We start from the raw sequence: 18226 nt of genomic DNA on the forward strand, positions 1-18226 counted from the left end.
TTAGCTCCGGTTACTGCAACGAAACCGTCGCTAACGCCATGCGGCTAATCCTTGAATCCCATTTGAAAAGGCGAATCATTTCACTGTCGAGATCTGCATGTCTCGGTAGAGCACATCGGTCGTCGGGTCATGACCTTGAATGATGATTGTGCCGGCCTGATCGCGTCGACCGCGACGTGGATTCTCGTCTGGCGGGCGGGTGTCTTCCCAATCGCTGACCTGTACACCATTGACCCAAGCGGCGATATGATTCTGATAAGCCTGCAACACAACCGTTGCCCAGGTCCCGTTTTCCCCGGCGACCACCCTGGCATCCTGTCGGCGAAATATCCCCCCGGTTCCACAGTCGACCGGTGACAACCGCGATTGATCTTTAAAGTCGTTGTTAATCTGGCATTCGTAACCCATCATTTCATCGCCGGGAATACAACGAAAAAAGATCCCCGAGTTCATGTCGGGCTGATCAATCCTATAGTCGCTTCGCAGGAAGAAATCGCCGTAGGTTTCCAGCGTTTCCAATTGTGTTTTGCCTCCGTCGACATGAAGCTGGCCGTCGTCGTTGACCGTGAACTCTCCCTCCATTTCTGGATAGCGTTTCCACTGCGTCAGTTCCGCATCGATCATTGGCTTGAAACCCAACGGCCGAATCTTGATATCGCGGAACGCAACGCGGCCCGAGTTGTGTTGCAGACCGATGCGATGAGCTTGAAGTTTGGCGGGATCTTCGTATTGGCAAACGAGCTTCCCATCAAGCTCGACCGTAACCGTCTGACCTTCGGCAATGATTTTCATCTCACGCCACTGTTCCGGCTTTTGTTCCCCGGCCGCTTCGGCGTCCACCTTTTGACGCTGAACGATACTGCCGGTTGGGAAAGGGTTATCGTCGGGCGCGATATTGATCTCGTAGCAGTCCTCGGCCGGGTTTTCCGGACTTAGCGGAGTACGCACGAACACACCGCTGTTCGTGTCGGCGTCGGCATTGAACTGAAGAACCAATTCAAAATCACCCCAAGTCGTCGAGGTACAGATCAGTCCTTTCTCGCCATCATCGACAACGACAGCGTTATCTTGCACCCGAAAATTTGCCTCGCCACTGATCTGCCAACCGAAGAACGTGTGGCCGTCGAAAAGCCTGACCCAGCCTTCGGCAACCTCTTCGCGCGGAAGCCGCGCGTCGAGCAATTCCGCCTCGGTCACTTCATAAGATTGTTGCGAGGGCGATGAAACAGACTTCGAAGTGTCGCTGCTAGCGTCTGCTTCGGGTTCGACGACAGCCTCGTTCTCCTGCGTACTCGTCACTTCAGACGCGTCGTCAGCTTTCCGGGGTCCGCACCCCGGAAAAATGGACACAAAGGCAAACAATCCAAGACAGCAGAGTCGATGATCTACAAACATATTGGCCGGAGCGACGATCGAGGTGACGGGCAGCCGCTTTTCGCGGATGACAATAGATCGCGCATTGTAGCGTAGAACTTTACCGGATTAATCACCGGCTCTGTGATTGATCGCATGACCGACAGGTCGAGTTCGAAAATCGGAATGCAAGTTGGCATTAATCGAGCCATCGGCGCCAGGGGCACCCCGCAAGCCCACGCTCCAATGTGGGCGGAGATCATCCAACCTGCCAGCGAATCATCAATTTGCCTTTGATAATTCTGACTCGCTTTTCAGCACTCGATCGCCGTCTTCCTGCTCGATCAAATAGGCCGGATTGTCTTCCGTTGCGTTTCGCGTGACCTCGTTCCCCTTGATGGTCCGAGTCACTTTTTCTTTAAACGCCTCTGTGATCTGTCCTTCAGCGACGTTAGCGCCGTGCTTCCACTGAACATGTTGCTTGACCTGAAATTTCTGACCCATCAAGTTCTTCCTATCTATCGAGTTGATTGTTTTGACATAAGAGTGCCCGTTTGCTGCGCCGAGGCGATCCGACGAGTCATCACGCACTGGCTCAATGCCTTCGGGGCGAAGAGAAGCCAAACCTGAATTCGGCGGATGCTTCCCAGGGCGTCGTTCTTCGCCGACTGACGCCGACTTGACTCCCCCGACCCGCAACTGAGGCATCGAAACGTGCAAACGGTGGGCCGATCCCGATAACGCGCCAAGAAAGCGAGCTTTGGCACAGGAGTTGAATCGCAGGGTCGGTTGGCGTTTCAGCGGCCGATAATCCTGCGAACATGCTTCGGAAGGATGATCTGCTTGCTTCAAATAGGCAAAGAAAAGTAATCACCGCCGTCTCGGAATCCATTGGCGGTGGGAGTCCTGACCGATGACCAAGCACCATACCGATCCAAAAGCTGATACGACGCTCGACTTGGAAGTTCCCCTTCATCAAACACTTGAAGTTGCGGGGCGGTCGGATGTGGGACAAAAACGTGCCGAAAACCAAGATCATTTCTTGATCGCCGATCTGCGGCGACAATTAAAGATCCGCGACACAAACGTGGCGCACGACGGCTGTGGAAATGAGCTCTTCGGTTGCCAAGAAGGACATTTGCTTGTCGTTGCCGATGGCATGGGTGGTCATTCCAATGGTGAAGCGGCGAGCCGGATCGCGATTGAGTCGTCCGCCCGGTATGTGCTCGACATGATGCAATGGTTCCTCAAGTTGACTTCGACCGCCGAAGACGACTTTGTTGATGAACTGTCACAGTGTTTAGTTTCTATCCAGCAGAAGCTATGGTCACAGCCCCGTGACGGGGGCCGAACGATGGGCACGACCGTAACGATGGCCTACGTGATCCCGCCAAAGATGTATGTCGTGCACGCCGGTGACAGCCGTTGTTACCTGATCCGCGACGGTGAGGTCAAACAGTTGACGACGGATCACACCGTCGCTCAACAACTGGTTCAAGACGGCGGGTTCGACCAAGACGATCCTTCACTGCAACAGTGGCGTCATGTCCTTTGGAATTGTGTCGGCGCGGGTGACAAAGTAGTTCGCCCGGAAGCGATTCGTGTGGACTTGCAACATGGCGATCAAATCGTGTTGTGTAGTGACGGGCTGTCAGGTGTGGTTGAAGAACCAACGATCCTGAAAACGGTGACTGACGCAAAAAACTGCCAAGCCGCCGCTGACCGACTGACACAACTGGCAAACAAAAAAGGTGGTCCCGACAACATCACCGTCGTCGCCGCTCGCCTCTGTTCGAAAGCAATCCAAGGCTGACGTCCGCAATCCCTGCCTCGCGAACTGGTTAGCCCCCGATTCGGGACCAACCGCAGCTTTTCATTGCTCGCGATTCAAGTTGATGTTCCTTCGCTTTGGCACAGTCTCTGCACGAGTGGTGGCTATGTTGACACGACCAACTAACACGTACCAAAGAGGATCAAGCAATGGCAACATCCACCGATCTTAAGTCAGACTGTATTGAAAATTGCCAAACCTGTGTAACAACGGTCAGCGACATGTTGACCTCGACGTGCCTTTCCAAGGGCGGTGACCACGTTGAGCAGGAACACGTCAAACTGATGCTTGACTGTATCGCCGCCTGTGAAGCCTGCATCGGATTCATGAGCCGCAATAGCGAATTCCATTCGCATTATTGCGGGGCCTGTGCCGAAATCTGCAAGGCCTGCGCGGACAATTGCGAAAAAATCGACGGCATGGAAAAGTGTGTAGAATGCTGTCGTCAATGCCAAGAGACCTGTTCGGCGATGGCAAGCTAATCTGCAGCCCGACACGGCTGTTCGTGCACGAATGAGGCTTGTGGCTGATCCCTGGTCACAAGCCTTTTTCTTTTTGCAATCATGAATGAATCGAATTCATCCTCATTGTTCACATTCCGCATGCAATTGAGCGGTAGGCTGCTACGTCTGCAGCAAATTCCCCTCGTTTGTTGCTGCCTTCTCAGTTCGATCACCTCAATCGCGTCAGCTCAATCGGACGAACCTAATGACGTAAGAGAACAACTTGAAAGTCGAAAGATCGCCGATATACGCGAGGGGCTAAACTCGCTCGTCGAATCCCCACAACAAGCCGTGCGGTACGCTGCTACGCTTCTTCGTCGGCGGCATCACCCCGAATTTCGGCGCGTGCTACCAAAGTTGGTTGTGCACCTTCCGCCTGAGATCCGAAACGATTTCAACAAAGCAAACGGAGCGGTGACCGTCGAAGCTTCCCCATCACGGGCGATGCCCATTCATCGACCGCCTTCGCCGTACACGCCCTCACATCTATTGGCAATTCGAGAGTTTGCCGAAAAGGAGCAACTCACCCCGAAGGATCGTGAAGTACTTCCGCAATACCTGACCGATCTTGAACATGCCCCCGAGAATCAGCAATACAGTTTGATCGTTTGGCTCGGCAAAATCGCACCGCAGGACGAACAATCAATCGATGCAATTCTGCGGTTAGGCAAGACCAGTTCACAGCCCACCATTCAGTTCCGGGCGACCGTCCTTGCTTTTAAGCTGAAACAACAAGCTGGATTGATCGCGAGAGTCCGATTCGTCGATCGCGGCGGCTCGATCGAGGATCGCGAGACGGGTCTGTTCTGGCAAGCCGACGGCACGCAATCAGGCTTGCTGAACTATTACGAGGGCCAGGACTATGCAAAAAACTTCACGACCGGACGACTTACAGATTGGCGGTTGCCAACCGGCCATGAACTAGGAACTATCTTCCCCGCCGACAAACTTCCGTTTCGTAATTCACGATATTCGGAAGATGGGGTCACAAGACAAAGTTACTGGTCATCGCATCTGTACGGCGAGAACTATGCCGGAATCTGCGACTGGCAAAATGACGGAGGCATCAACAATTGTTTCGCCGATCGAAACCGAGCTTTCATTCGCTGTGTTCATGACCCGCTGAGACCGGCCGAATGAATCGTTGCCTCGGCGATCAACGATGTGCTTATTGGTAGCCGTACGCTTCAAAGTAATCAGCCCACTGTTCGCGGATCAGCCGTTCGTCTGCTTCGCTTAGCTGATGGCGATTAACCTTGTAGGACCGGTGCTCGCGGCTAGCCCAAGCTTCAATGGTGGGCCGAACCGAATCGAATTCGCTCAATCGCAAACGCTGGTAGATCGATCCCAATGATTCGACCGGATCGGCGATTAGGTCCTCATACCGCAACTCGACAATGCGACCGGGATCGATTTTGTCTCGGTCGCGAAGGTAAGCGCCGTACATCCGTTTGAAGCAGTCGACGACGTATTGCTTCTCCGGCGCTAGTGGATCGGTTTTATTGTCGGTTCCATCCTTGAGTGCGTTTTCCTCAATCGCTCGATAAGGCCGAGGCACCTGCAACCCTTGAACGTCGGCCAGACTGTGCCAGAGGCGGCATGTCGAGGGAAACAACGAACGTGGATCGCGAGTGACGTGAATGAACCGGGCATCGGGAAATGCGTTTGCGAGTTCCGCAATCCTGCCTGTATGCGTCGGACTCTTGATCACCAGCGGTCGCCCGGTCACCGTGCTGACAGCCAGCAAGAATCGCTTCAGTCCGGCAAGCCAAACATTTAGTTCCGATCGAGGCACGCCATCAAAATCGAGGTACTCCAAATAGCGCGGCGGCTGGTTGGGAAACGCGATATGTCGATAGGGCGACGGCAACCCTAGATTCATGAGTGCGAACTCATCTTCCTGAGGGCGGTCCCAACCGGTGGCCATGTTGTCCATCGGCCGCTTTCCCGGTAACAACCAGCGGAAGAATTTTTGAAAGATCCACTCGGTTACGAGGAAGTGGTGCGGCGCAAAACATTGGAACGTCGAGGGGCTGCTATAGCGTTCATCGAGCACCATCAATTCGTGCAGCAGCGTCGTGCCACTGCGCCAATGGCCGATAATGAAGACCGGCGGCCCGTGAAGTTCAGCGGCGGCGAGCCTGCGGCCAAACACCAGCTTTTGGATACCAGACAAAACGGTATTCGCGGGAACGGCAAGCGAAACGCCAAGCAGGTGGCTCCAGCGACTCGGATGAACCTGGAAGCTGCCTTCGCGAAGCAAACGCAACCATGTCAACGGTCGCATCCCATGCCAAAACCGAGGCGCATAGAACGGATACCGATGAAATTCGGCGGGACGGGACGCGTCGCGGGACGACTGGGGCGGGGGCTCTGTGGTTGTCAACGATTGACGTGAGATAGGTACAAAGAAGAAGAAAGTCGCTGGCCAAAATTCGGTTTCTTGAACAAATCGACGTCGATCGGGGAACTAAATGCCCCCGCGCGCTGTACGAATGCCTAAATCGAATTTCCTGACCGATTCTGAGCACGATCAATCTAACAGGCGGGATGCGGTTTGCGAAAGCGTTTCCCGCCGATTCCCGTGCAGATGCCCCGTGGTCGCCCATCGCGAATTCCTCGTTTGCCCCCTACAATCGGGCCGAAATCAAACATCCACCCCTTGTCGAGCTTTCTGGCGAGCTTTTCTGTCGAGAGGATTGCCAAGAGTTTCTGCCGAACACTCCGGCGATCGAACGCGTGGACCGAATCGCCTGCGAAGTCACCATGAATCAACCAAACGAGCTTTCGATCGCAGACCTCCAGCGTCACATCCGCCAAATGTACTACGACAAAGACGTCGCGCGTGGGGTGGAAGGCACCTTCATGTGGCTGATGGAAGAAGTCGGAGAATTGTCGTCCGCCTTGAGGGGAAACGACCGCGAGAATCTGGCCGAGGAATTCGCCGATGTAATTGCTTGGCTGGCCACCATCGCCAACGTCGCCGACATCGATTTGAACGCCGCGTTAACGGCGAAATACGGCAGCGGGTGCCCCGGTTGTTCCAAGCTGGTTTGCGAGTGCCCCGATTCGGAGAAACCATGACGTATCACTCGCTGGGCCGCGCGGCCGCCCTCACCCTCGTGTTGCTATTCGCTTCCGTCTCAGCCGCTTTCGGACAGTCGGATCCAGACTCCTCAGCCTCGTCTTCAGCCGCCAAGTCCGAGACAGCATCGGTGGCCGATCCGGGGTCAACGCCCGCAGAATCCAAGCCCGTCCTGTCGTTCGGCATCAACGGACATTACCGGCTCGGACACATGACAACCGTCCGGCTTGCCGGTCCGCGGAATACCATCGATGGACCGATCGTCCTCGAAACTCTCGACGGCGATGGCGTTCGGGTGCGGTACCATAACGATGATGTCCTCCCGATCGCCGATGGAAAGCAGGAGTTGGGCCTGATCAACGCTGGTTCGGAAGCAGCACCCGTCGCTGTACGACGGCTCGACGATGGTCAATTCACCACAGTCGCGCAAGCTCGTTTACCCGAATCCGGTAACCCAGCTCGCGGCCCCTCGGTGATCCCACCGTCGATGCCCTGGGTCGTATCGATCGGAGACGCATTGGGCATTGAAACGCTCGGTACGTCTAACGTCTTGACGGACAAACTGGCTCGAATCGCAGTCACGACAATCGATTCCGCCGGTAGCCTCCCCCATCAGCAACTCGGCTACGACGGCGTTGACTTAGTCATCATCAACGCCGCAGGACTCGACGTGGTCGGCAAGATGAACGATCGCCAGTCCGACGCGTTTGTCGGATGGATCCGCAGCGGTGGACGATGCTTCGTGTCGCTCGGCGAACAAAGTCAGGCGTTGCTCGACGCCGCCCCCTGGTTAATAAGCTTGCTTCCGATCGATGAAGTCGAATTGAATCGCTACGATCCTGCGGCATTTGAAACCTACACCAGCAGCCAAACCCCCCTGGATGTGTTTCGCGGCATCAAACTCCCACGGCGCGACGGAAAGCCGCTGTTGCTCGGCCGAACCACCCGCCGGGTGTCGGCCGTCTTGATCGCCGAATACGCGATCGGGCTGGGCAAGATCACCGCGATCACCGCAGACTTGGAATCGCCGCTGTTTGCCGAATGGCCCGAACGGATGAGTTTGGTCACACAAGCGATCGGCGACTTATTCACCGAACAAAACGACCGCAATTCGTCCGCCGATAATTCGACGACTTTTAATGACTTAGCCGGCCAAATGCGTGGCGTGCTGGACCAATTCGATGTCAAACGGCAATTCGATTTTTCAGTCGTCTCGTTGATCGTTCTGATCTTGATCGCCGCCATCGGGCCGCTCGATTATCTTTTGATCAATCGCGTACTCGGCAAACCGCTGTTGGGTTGGGTCACGTTTCCCGTGTTTGCGATTGCTCTAAGCGTTTTCTTGATCCTGCAGTCGAGCCCGCGTGCCGATGTGAACGATCCCCAATCACCAACGTCTTCGCTGGTTCGGGCCAATCAGTTCCAAATCACCGACCTGGATTTCGTCGACGGCGCGGGACGATCGTTTCTGTGGTCATCGATCTACACCCATCATCCGATCAAAGCCGATGTGGCGATCCGACCATCAGACGAATTGACGAAGATGATCCAGACCGATTCGGATCATCGAACTCAATCGATCAGTTATCCGTTTGGATACCCCGGAAAGGTTTTCGGCGGAATTCAATTGGTCGGCGAAAACGGTAGCCTGCTGCCTTACGAAGTGATCCCGGCAAATGGCGGTCAACCGAACGATGCAAACAACAACACCAATGGCGCCGAGTCGCTGATCGAACAGGTGACGATCGCGCCACGAAGTAGCAAGTCGATCGCGTCGAAGCAGTACTTTGCTGCGGACACCTCCGGTGCGACCCCGGTCATTCGACGTCCAGGAAGCGATCTACTGCGTGGCGATTTCGTTAACCCGCTGACGGTGGACTTGATCGACGCCGTCTTGATCTATCGCAACACCGTCTATTTGTTGCCGACACGTGTGCCCGCCGGCAAACCCGTCAAATCAATCGAAAATGTTCGTCAACGGAACTTTCGCTGGCGACTGACACGCAAAGTTTCGCTGGAAGACAGCGCGACCGAATCAACACCGTGGTCTCCCGCGGATTTTGGTGACATCGAGCGGGTCGCCGATATGCTGCTGTTTCACCAAGCCGCCGGCGGAAAACTTTACACCGGCTTGCGGCATGACATTTTGGGTGATTTAGATCTCTCCGAAACGCTGCTGGACAACCGCTGCATTCTAGTTGCCAAGACCGAACAGCCACTTGTCCAAATGAACCTTGTTGACCGATCGACAGAGGAACCACGCCCGATCGCATCGGTCGAGACCGAGAAAGTGTTATCCATGGTACGTGTCGTATTGCCCGTTCGCTCGACATTGCTGACCCCGTGAGTTTGAAATCGTGATCAAGACCGTCGACCTAACAAAGAAATATGGCGATGCGTTCGCCATCAAAAGCATCGACTTGGATCTGCAACCGGGTGACCTGTTTGGCTTCATCGGCCCCAACGGTGCTGGGAAGACGACCACGATGCGAATTATCGCAACGCTACTAGAACCGACCCATGGCGAGGCTTACGTGTGCGACCATTCGGTCCACACCGCTCCCAAGGAAATCCGCCGTTTGGTCGGATACATGCCCGACTTTTTTGGCGTCTATGACGACATGACCGTCGTCGAATACCTGGAATTCTTTGCCGCCGCGTATCGGATCAACGGCCAAGATCGCAAGAATCGCGTCGACGAGATGCTGGAAATCGTTGACTTGGATTTCAAACGAGATGCCTTCGCCAACACGCTGTCCCGAGGGCAAACCCAACGCTTGGGACTCGCCCGCACGTTGCTTCATGATCCGCAAGTCCTGTTGCTTGATGAACCGCTCAGTGGTCTCGATCCACGGGCCCGGATCGAAATGCGCAACCTGCTTCGTAAACTCGGCGAGATGGGAAAAACGATCATTGTCAGTAGTCACATCCTCCCCGAACTGGCGGACGTTTGTAACAAAGTCGGTATTATCGATCGTGGCGAATTGAAACAGAACGCCGAAGTCACCGAAGTGATCCGTATGGTTCGCGAACACACGGTTTTGGTCGTCACACCGAATCGCCCCGACGAAATGCAACGTATCATTGATCAGTTGATCGGGCACCACAAAGTCCAGGACTGCGAACCTGGCGATGCAAGCGTCCGCGTTGTCCTGAAGCCTGACGTCGATGACTACAGCGACCTCCCCCAACTGCTGATCGAAAACGGGATTGCGTTGCGTGGTTTCACCGAAGAGGAACTCGACCTTGAATCCGCCTTCATGGCCCTCACCAAAGGGACCAGCACCCGGATGTAGGGATGCGGCGAACGAAATCACAATCAAGCCGGATGGATGATGTCAGAAAAATGGTTCATCAAAACAAAAAGCGGAAAACGCGGGCCATACACGATCGAACAGCTACAACGCTACGTTGACGCCGGTGCGATTCGCCCGAACGCCGGGATCGGCGACGGCGAACATGAATGGGTCACCGCCATCTCCATCCCGGGCCTGAAATTCCCCGACGAAGCGGTTCAACAAATTCGGGCCAGCAATCTGGCCGCCAAAGTCAATGCCGCCCAGGACGGCGCTGCCAAATCGGGCCCCCAATCTGGCATCGATCCAGAGACGACGGAATCGTCCACGCCTTCTGCCGAGTCGTCCGGCCAAGACGCGCCGAATCCTGAAGCCGAAAAACGGCAAGCAGAGCTCGACGCCCGCGAACGCCAAATCCAAGAACAGCAAAAGTTACTCGACGATCGACTGCAAGTCATCGAATCGCGTGAGGAACAACTCGACCAGGTCTCCAAACACCTGACCGAACGGGAACAGAAACTCGATATCGAGCGGGCGGAGTTCGAATCTCAACAATCCGAGCTTGCCGGAAAAGAACAAGCGGCGATCGAGCGTGCCGAACAGGCGGAATCCCAACTCGCCGAACAACAAGCCCAGCTCGCCGAACAACAGTCACAACTCGGCGAAGTTCAGTCGCAACTCTCGCAACTTGAAACCGAACTCGAGAGCGAAAAACGGGACTTGGGCGAACGGGTGAGCGAACTCCAACGTCAACTCTCTGCCAAAGCACAGGAGCTAGACGAACAAGTCGCCAGCGCCGCGTCAGCCTCCGAAACAAAAAGCGAATTGGAATCGGAAATTCAATCGCTACGGCAGCAACTCGCTGAACTGGCGACGGCGCTGGAGTCCGCCAAGGACGAAGCCGAAGAACAATCGGCAAACATCGCGTCGGCCCAACAGGCAACGCAAGCGACCGAGACCGAACTACAAGCGACGCGCCAGCAAGTCACCGAGTTAACGTCGACGCTCGAATCGGCCAAGCAAGAATTGCAGCGGCTTAAAAACGAACTCGCAGAGCAAGCCGAAGCCTTTGCAAGCGCCGCCGAGGCAGACAAGGTCAACGAAGCCGATACGGTGCCTCCCGAATCGGCCCCCGCCGCGATTTCTGTCGATGAATTACTGGCCGAAAAGAAGAAGCTTCTCGGCGAGTTTGCCGCGCGTCAGGAATCGCTTTCTCGACGCGAAGCAGAATTGATTCGCCGTGAAGACGAACTTCTGCAACGCGAACTCGTGATCGCCGAACAGGTTCCCGGTAGTGACCTTTCTGGCAATCGTTCGTCACTCGCCTCCGCGGTTCAGCCACGGCCATCGACAGACGCAATGGTCACCGCGGAAGCAAAGACGCCTGCTTCACCCGAAGCCCCCGCGACACCAGAACCGGCATCCCCGACCGTTCTACCCGCACCGGACGAGGCTGAACGGGAGCACTCCAGCCGCAACGCCTCGCCTTCCGGAAACGCCCCGCGGACCGCGACTGCGGCGAAACCGTTTGTTCCGTCCAAGCCGGCGACATCGTCATGGCACCTCAGCACAGATAATCAAGAGGCAGGTAATCAGGAGGCATTGCCCCCAGAGGCAGAGCATCTCGATCGAGAACGTTTGGAATTTGAACCGAGTCCTCCGTCATCGTCTTCCAGTCGCCAGGACGACGGACGGGCCCTCGCCGAAGCGCTTCAGTCGATGCAGTCCGGGCGTGAGACGTCGCAGGAAACCGAGCACGAACCGGACTCAGACGAAGTTTCCACGGGCACGCTGCATGCGGAAAGCTGGGAGGACATTTTTCGCGAAGGCTCCACAACCTCGGGAACCCCGCAAGAATCCTCCGATTCCAATTCCGATGATTTCGAATCGCCAGATTCGAAGAGTCCGGCGCAAACACACTCGCACGAATCGGTGGTTGAGTTTCGCAAGCAGATCTATGAGTCAAAATTTGGGCCGTGCTTGCGTTACGACGAAGATCGCGATGCGGCAATGCGGATTGATATCTCCATTCACGGGCCCCACGATTCGCGCGACTACACAACACTGGTCACCAGTGGCATGAGCGACTATCCGATCGCGATGCCCAACGGGCAGCGTGCGGTGTGCGCCGAACTGTTGCTCTACGTGACCCACGTCGATGAATCCGCCCTCAAGATCCTACGAACCGCTGCCAAAGCTCCCTACCAGCGTCAACAAGGCCTCTCGATCGGCACGACGGCGACCCTGAACCAACTCAAAGATGAGATGTCGGGCAGTCCACAACAGGACGCGGTTTACTTGTTACCGACGGTCGAATCGGATTCCAAACCCATCCCGGCAAAAGACTATGTCGGAAATTCGATTCAGCTTTTCTGGCTGCTGACCATCACCGACCAAGAGCGAAAATTGATTGAGACCAACGGCATTCACAAGTTCTTGTCGTTACTCGAGAAGAACAATCACACGGTCTACTTCGACCTCATGCGCGACTGCTACGTCAAACGCAAAGCCTGGTTCCGCCGTTAAGCTACGTAACGAATCAAAGTCGAGGTGCCAGCTCGCTACAAGATCCACGGCATTCAAGAAAGACCTTTCCGGCGGCACCTCTGCAGTCGGCCTGTCGCATTACTAAATATTTTCGGATATCAGCCGACGGGCATTAGCCCAGGTTATTGCACAGGAACCGTGGCTAACGGCATTCGGCTAATCCCATCTTCGAGTGTTCGCAAACTCGCCCCAAGCAGACGACGATCTGGTTTAGTAAATGCTCCCAAAATCCCGCCAGACGAGAATGTCGACCTCGTTTGATGTTGACCCAACCGACCCGTCCAAACGTGCGGAATTCGCATGCCCCCGGTGATAAGAACTCGCCCCAACTGCTCCGATCGCTCCATCACTGGATCGAGTGTTATAACCGCTGACCATTCCGCTGACCGATTCCGCGGGCGCGAAGACATGGTCATATAAGACAAAGTACTTTCCCGGGAAGTGCCATCGCAAACCGCTGATAGGAAAGTACTCCGCTGGGGCCGTTTCTCCAAAGCGATCCGCCAGTTCGCCAAACATCTCGTGAGTCAGTTCTTGCAACGGAAGGGTGGGGTGGAGCGGCAGCCCAATGATATCGGCTTTACCATCGAAAAACGCTCCTTGATGCCCCAGCCGACGTTCGGAGAACATCGCAGAGTAGGACAACCCGTCCTCGACAGCGGACAACGACCTCTCAAAGAAACCAAAGGCACCGTTCGGTTGTAGGTCACGGCCGAGCGATGGAAGATCCTGTGAGAATGGCGTCGAACCGGCGCAAAATCGATAGCTGGTTCCTTCGAACCCCTCCTCGTAATCAGAGCTACAGTGCAAAACAGGCAGGACCGTGGAATCGGGCCGCCTGGCCCCTCCTTCCTGCAACACAAAGCCGGTCGGTGCATTCAGCGATCTTACCAATTGCGAGAGTTGTTCGTAGCCGAGATAGGGAAGGATACGCCACATCCCCGATGCGTGGATTGGCCCGTCACTTCTACCGCTATAGCGTGGCGAGGTGGAGGCGACGCCTCCGTAAGAAGCGGGCAAACTGCCGAACTGTTCCTCGTATTGGTGAACAGCTAGAGCTAATTGCCGCAGATTATTCTTGCATGACACATCGCGGCTCGCCGCCCGTGACGACTGGATTGCGACCAGGGAAATAGAGACAACGATGGCTAGAATCGCAAGCGCAACGATCAGTTCGATTGCCGTAAAAGCCGCTGCTTGCCGGCTTTTCGAGAGCTTAGTACGCATAAATCACCCTCACCAAAATCTCTCCACGGTCCGACTGGTGCCACAAGATTTAACGACGACAAGCCTTTTCATAGCTGCTTCGCCTGAGAATACTCGGGGCGTGGAAACAGAGCAGCTGAACAATGCCAAAGTAACTCCAACCAAATGTGGAGCAGCACGCCATCGTTTTCCGCGACGAGACCCGACAAACCAGAGGCATGCGACGACCAAGCCGACGATAAAAAGAGACATTAACCAGAACACAAGAACGCGAGACGAGGAAGGCTCGTAAAAACCCTCCGAAGAAGAAAATGGGTCAGGCCTCTTTTGGGTCCATGTTAGAAAGTTGGAACGGGCATTTTCCCGGGAACAACATGCCGAGCGAAGCTCAAGTGGCTTCGGTATTCACGCGGCGCTAATGGCCATGGTCACGGCGAACAATTGAAAACAGAGCGTTCGAAATGCTAAGCAACCAGAGCAGCTCGGGCCGATCAATCGCGAATCACAAATTTCGTGCCGAACCCCTTTGTGCTGCAACACAATGGCTCAAACAACTGACGCCTCAAGCAAGAGCTTCACGTTGCTTTGCGCATCATCGACTAAGGCTATAGCTTCGATATTGCAGTTGATAAAGCTCATTCAGCTGAGCAGTTGTTTGCTGAACTGAGTACTGCAATAGGGCATTAGCGATTGGGCGCAATCGTTGTCCAACTGTCGCTTTGTCGACAATGCAGGAGTTGGATGCGGTTCGGTAGAGATTCTGTGGTTGTGAAGGTGTTTCTGTTCACACTGAGGGGATCGGTGACTACAATTCGGGCTGTTCCGATTTTGTATGGAGGTGGACGAATGCATCGACGCGGATTGGCCAAGCTGGTTGGACTTTTCCTACTCTTTTCTTGCATCAGCAACGACGTTTCTGGCGAACTGACGACCGGCAATCTGATCGTTTCGATCAACGAATTCACCGGACTAAACACGGCGCCCTCGTATGTCGCCGAGTACACCACCGCGGGAACTCGCGTTCAGACGTTTCAGGAGGTGCCCGACCCGGCTTCCGGAAGCTCCACCGATCATGCACGCGATTTGGTGTATTTGAACGGAGCCGTCTACGTTCACAATTCCAATAATTCTCCATCGGAGTTGCTGCGAATCAGCCCCGCGACGCCAACGGCCAGCTGGGAAGAAACCATCGAATTTGCTGGCTGGGATACTGACGGATTTATTTCAACCGGTGGGCTGGAAGCGTTCAACAATTATCTGTTCGCAACCGATTCTCAGCCTGCCTCCAATGGAGGCGGCATTGTTCGTTTCAATTTGCTTAACGGATCGGCTCAACGTCTGAATTCGGCAACGCCAACGACTGACAACCCGTACGATCTTAACTTGGACGTTCATGGGAACCTCTACACGATCAACAATCGTGTTTCGGACCAGATCGACGTTTACGATTCTGAAAGTGGTGACTACCTACGTTCGATCACGATTTCATTTGATCAATGGCGTTCGATCGATGTTGCGTCAGACGGGTCGATTTTTGTCGGCAACACTTCGGGAGAGTTGGTTCGGTTTTCAAGTGACGGATCAACCATGCTCGATTCGATCCAGTTGCAAACCAGTGGATATGTCGGAGACATCGACATCAACGATCAAACGGGAGAAATCGCTGCTACCTTCGGTCAGCTCAAAGACAGCGTCTTTTTAACCGATCAGCAGCTCGGTTCTTTTACGTCCTTTCGGGTCACCGACAGCAATGCCGGAAGCAGGAACCTGTTCGTGAGCTGGGTGGGTGTGACGGCGATCCCGGAACCCAGTTCAGGGTTGCTGTGCGCGGGGCTGTCGATGGCGGTCTTGCTTCGTCGGCGTCGGTAGTGCCCTAAAGCCAACTTCAATTGCCGACAGAATCCGGCAAACACGCTTGGGCTTCGCTCACTTGTCATTCGAAGTGAGCTTTCTATTCGGCCTGCGGTTATCACCGGACGGCTACTTTTTGAGCCGCCTGTAAGCCCAGACGTTTGGCGTGGTATCTATCTGCCGACAGGTTGGGCCGTCAATGGACGCAGACGCTAGACGGCATTCTACGCTTCGTAGGCACTCGGTCCACAAACACCCTCGGCCGTTTGGCTCCACATCAATCCAGCGAGACCCTCATGAGCCCCATTCACGAAACACCATCGGATCGACACCTGCTCTCCCCAACGCAAATTGGGTCGCTCGAGTTGAAAAACCGTGTCGCGATGGCACCGCTCACACGGGCGCGGGCGGGTGTAAGTCGCGTTCCCAACGAACTGATGGCGGAGTATTACGTGCAGCGTTCGTCTGCGGGGCTAATCATTAGTGAAGCGACGACGATCTCTGAACAGGGCATCGGGTGGCCGGAAACGCCCGGTATCTATACCGATGAGATGCAGGCAGGTTGGAAGATGGTCGTCGACACCGTTCACAAACACGGCGGGAAGATCTTTTTACAGCTTTGGCACATCAAGTCAGAAAGGGGAAGGGGGTTTTAAGAAATCATATCCATTTGCTTTCACCACAGGTTGCGCTATCAAAATCTTAAGCCCACTACGTGCTGTGCCTGTCGCTTAATCCCGTGCCATTCGTGTGTGGCACCATTCGGAGTGGGGCTTCTGAGCATTTCGCAGGACGTGCTGGAGCTTTAATGTCGTTCGGATCTCCGAGCCGTAAACGTTAGATGAATGCGCTGTCGGCTCGGAGAGCCGAGCGACATTTGCTAGACGGCTTACGTTTTGGCTTGGCTGTCTTCTTCATAACGGTCGAGGTCGCTTCGTTTGAACAGGCGGTATCAGATCTAAACGTGCGATTGCCTTGGCCCCATCTCTGCGTTCTCTGCGGCAAACCTGCTTTTTAATATGGTGGCGATTGTTCCATGATCAAACGTGGAGCAAGATCTTCTGCTTTGATCGCCACGAAACTTCGCCCACTACTAATGGCACTGCCGAGAAGACTCCACCAGTGCTTCGCCAACCTTTGAAATAAAGATTAGCCGAATGGCGTTAGCCACGGTTTCGGTGCAATAACCGGGGCTAACGCCCGTCGGCTGATAGGTTGACCCTTAAGGCGCAATAACCGGGGCTAACGCCCGTCGGCTGATAGGTTGACCCTTAAGGTGCAATAACCGGGGCTAACGCCCGTCGGCTGATGGGTTGACCCTAAAGCAACGCAAGACGAGAACAGGCCCGCCGCTAGCTCCGTCGGCTCACGAATTAATATCGAGCAAACACACCACGTGCTCACATACAACGAGCTGACCGAACCATCACTTGTCTTGCCGTTCGGCTTTCTTTCCCTCGATGACGTCGCTTGACGAAGACAACGATGCCCCCGAGGTGAGCAGTTTTTCACGCTGATGCGTGTGGTACAACTTGATGAATAGAAAGAGCGCGGCAAAGGAAAAGATGAAAGCGATCGCGGCATAAAACAATGGCTGAATGAAGTTCGCCGAGACGTGCCCCAAGGCCTTGCCACCGGATTCCATCGTCCGTCCCAACAAACCACTCTTGCTGATCAAGACAGGATTCCCATCGGCATCAAAGACGATTTCATCGCCGCCGAGAATGCGATCGGATTCGGCCAGCACGATCGTTGTCGTTGCGGCCGTAAACAGTGTCTTGCCGGGATTTGCCGCTGCGAAGCGCCCCAGGAAGGCAACCATCCGCTCGGCGTCGTTGTGCAGCAATCGCATCACGCCTTGGCGTTGGGCGGCGGGCAAGGCGGCCAAATCATCGGCATGCCGGGCCACCGCGATCGCTTGATCGGTCGTCAAGTTACTGGCCAGCTTTGTCCCGTCTTCTCCGAGTGATCGCGTCAACTGACCACCGACACCGGGGTGCCTTAGTTCGCTACGCAGCGCTCGCGGGCCACTCTTGATCACCGTCTCGGCCAACTCTCGACCGGTCGCCCCGGCGGACAAACGTGCCAACGCGGCCTTGACCTGGGCTTCGGGGAGTTCATCGAGCGCCGAGATCAGCGGCCCAATCTGCGGTGCGTTGTCGAGTGCCTTCAAGGCATCAGGCCCATGCTTGGCAACCAACCGCGCGACTTGCTCGGTCGTTTCCTCGCCGCCTTCGCGAAGGGCGGTCGCCGTGACGCGTTCGGCCAGCTCACGACCTCCGCTACGTGCCAAAAACTCGGTTGCTTCCTCCGTCCCCTCTTTGCCGAAGTACCGAATGACTGCTTTCGCGATCGCCGCGCCACTGAGCAGCCCGATGCTTTCGGCTGCCGGAACAGTGACCAAGACGGGCAACCGCATCGCCGGCAGTGTGGCCGCGTGTGCGACGGACGTAACGCCGGCGGACATACCACTGATAGACAGGGTGCTGAAGGCAAGCGCGATCGCGGCGATGCGCGACATGCAACGGCATGATGACAACTTGAAGAAATGCGA

The 18226-nt window shown here is 55.3% G+C and carries 14 protein-coding genes; 9 read left to right on the forward strand and 5 right to left on the reverse strand.

Annotation, left to right across the window (positions count from 1 at the left end):
- Nucleotides 1-75: 75 nt before the first annotated feature.
- Complete coding sequence (locus FYC48_RS17590) at nucleotides 76-1299, reverse strand: 3-keto-disaccharide hydrolase (RefSeq protein WP_160149595.1); 1224 nt, start codon at nucleotides 1297-1299, stop codon at nucleotides 76-78.
- Nucleotides 1300-1635: 336 nt separating this feature from the next.
- Nucleotides 1636-1857 carry a hypervirulence associated TUDOR domain-containing protein gene (locus FYC48_RS17595; protein WP_149498030.1) on the reverse strand — a complete coding sequence of 74 codons (222 nt, stop codon included), beginning with the start codon at nucleotides 1855-1857 and terminating at the stop codon, nucleotides 1636-1638.
- 409 nt (nucleotides 1858-2266) lie between these two features.
- Between FYC48_RS17595 and FYC48_RS17600 the strand changes: the two genes are divergently transcribed.
- The 3 genes from FYC48_RS17600 (at nucleotide 2267) to FYC48_RS17610 (ending at nucleotide 4827) form a co-directional block, all read left to right on the forward strand.
- Nucleotides 2267-3166, forward strand: coding sequence for a PP2C family protein-serine/threonine phosphatase (locus tag FYC48_RS17600; RefSeq protein WP_149498031.1), 900 nt, complete (start codon nucleotides 2267-2269; stop codon nucleotides 3164-3166).
- A 167-nt stretch (nucleotides 3167-3333) separates the two neighbouring features.
- Nucleotides 3334-3666 carry a four-helix bundle copper-binding protein gene (locus tag FYC48_RS17605; RefSeq protein ID WP_149498032.1) on the forward strand — a complete coding sequence of 111 codons (333 nt, stop codon included), beginning with the start codon at nucleotides 3334-3336 and terminating at the stop codon, nucleotides 3664-3666.
- An 81-nt stretch (nucleotides 3667-3747) separates the two neighbouring features.
- Nucleotides 3748-4827: an Lcl C-terminal domain-containing protein gene (locus tag FYC48_RS17610; RefSeq protein ID WP_149498033.1), complete on the forward strand. Its 1080-nt coding sequence runs from the start codon at nucleotides 3748-3750 to the stop codon at nucleotides 4825-4827.
- A gap of 28 nt (nucleotides 4828-4855) precedes the next feature.
- Here FYC48_RS17610 and FYC48_RS17615 read toward each other — a convergent pair whose 3' ends face one another.
- The gene (locus tag FYC48_RS17615) at nucleotides 4856-6073 is read right to left on the reverse strand and encodes a sulfotransferase family protein (protein ID WP_235034307.1); all 1218 of its coding nucleotides are present in this window, start codon (nucleotides 6071-6073) and stop codon (nucleotides 4856-4858) included.
- Nucleotides 6074-6453: 380 nt separating this feature from the next.
- Here FYC48_RS17615 and FYC48_RS17620 point away from each other — a divergent pair, with 380 nt between their 5' ends.
- Genes FYC48_RS17620 through FYC48_RS17635 form a run of 4 tightly spaced genes read left to right on the forward strand, consistent with a single transcriptional unit; the run spans nucleotide 6454 to nucleotide 12594 of the window.
- On the forward strand, nucleotides 6454-6771 hold the full coding sequence (locus tag FYC48_RS17620; protein ID WP_149498035.1) for a MazG nucleotide pyrophosphohydrolase domain-containing protein: 318 nt from the start codon (nucleotides 6454-6456) through the stop codon (nucleotides 6769-6771).
- Complete coding sequence (locus FYC48_RS17625) at nucleotides 6768-9119, forward strand: hypothetical protein (protein WP_149498036.1); 2352 nt, start codon at nucleotides 6768-6770, stop codon at nucleotides 9117-9119. Before FYC48_RS17620 ends, FYC48_RS17625 begins: the two co-directional genes overlap by 4 nt.
- 10 nt (nucleotides 9120-9129) lie before the next feature.
- Nucleotides 9130-10068 (forward strand): ABC transporter ATP-binding protein, encoded by a 939-nt coding sequence (locus tag FYC48_RS17630; protein ID WP_149498037.1) that lies wholly within the window; start codon nucleotides 9130-9132, stop codon nucleotides 10066-10068.
- A 39-nt stretch (nucleotides 10069-10107) separates the two neighbouring features.
- On the forward strand, nucleotides 10108-12594 hold the full coding sequence (locus tag FYC48_RS17635) for a suppressor of fused domain protein (RefSeq protein ID WP_160149596.1): 2487 nt from the start codon (nucleotides 10108-10110) through the stop codon (nucleotides 12592-12594).
- 231 nt (nucleotides 12595-12825) lie between these two features.
- Here FYC48_RS17635 and FYC48_RS17640 read toward each other — a convergent pair whose 3' ends face one another.
- Nucleotides 12826-13842, reverse strand: coding sequence for a DUF1559 family PulG-like putative transporter (locus tag FYC48_RS17640; protein WP_149498039.1), 1017 nt, complete (start codon nucleotides 13840-13842; stop codon nucleotides 12826-12828).
- An 825-nt stretch (nucleotides 13843-14667) separates the two neighbouring features.
- Here FYC48_RS17640 and FYC48_RS17645 point away from each other — a divergent pair.
- Together FYC48_RS17645 and FYC48_RS17650 are read left to right on the forward strand one after the other, a co-directional pair.
- Complete coding sequence (locus tag FYC48_RS17645; RefSeq protein WP_149498040.1) at nucleotides 14668-15690, forward strand: NHL repeat-containing protein; 1023 nt, start codon at nucleotides 14668-14670, stop codon at nucleotides 15688-15690.
- 278 nt (nucleotides 15691-15968) lie between these two features.
- The gene (locus FYC48_RS17650) at nucleotides 15969-16328 is read left to right on the forward strand and encodes an oxidoreductase (RefSeq protein ID WP_149498041.1); all 360 of its coding nucleotides are present in this window, start codon (nucleotides 15969-15971) and stop codon (nucleotides 16326-16328) included.
- Nucleotides 16329-17098: 770 nt separating this feature from the next.
- On the opposite strand, the gene FYC48_RS17655 is transcribed toward FYC48_RS17650, so the two are convergent.
- Entirely contained in the window at nucleotides 17099-18193 is a 1095-nt protein-coding gene (locus tag FYC48_RS17655) for a hypothetical protein (RefSeq protein ID WP_149498042.1), read from the reverse strand.
- Nucleotides 18194-18226: the final 33 nt, after the last annotated feature.

The sequence above is a fragment of the Roseiconus lacunae genome, from assembly GCF_008312935.1.
GTDB classification, from domain to species: Bacteria; Planctomycetota; Planctomycetia; order Pirellulales; family Pirellulaceae; genus Stieleria; species Stieleria lacunae.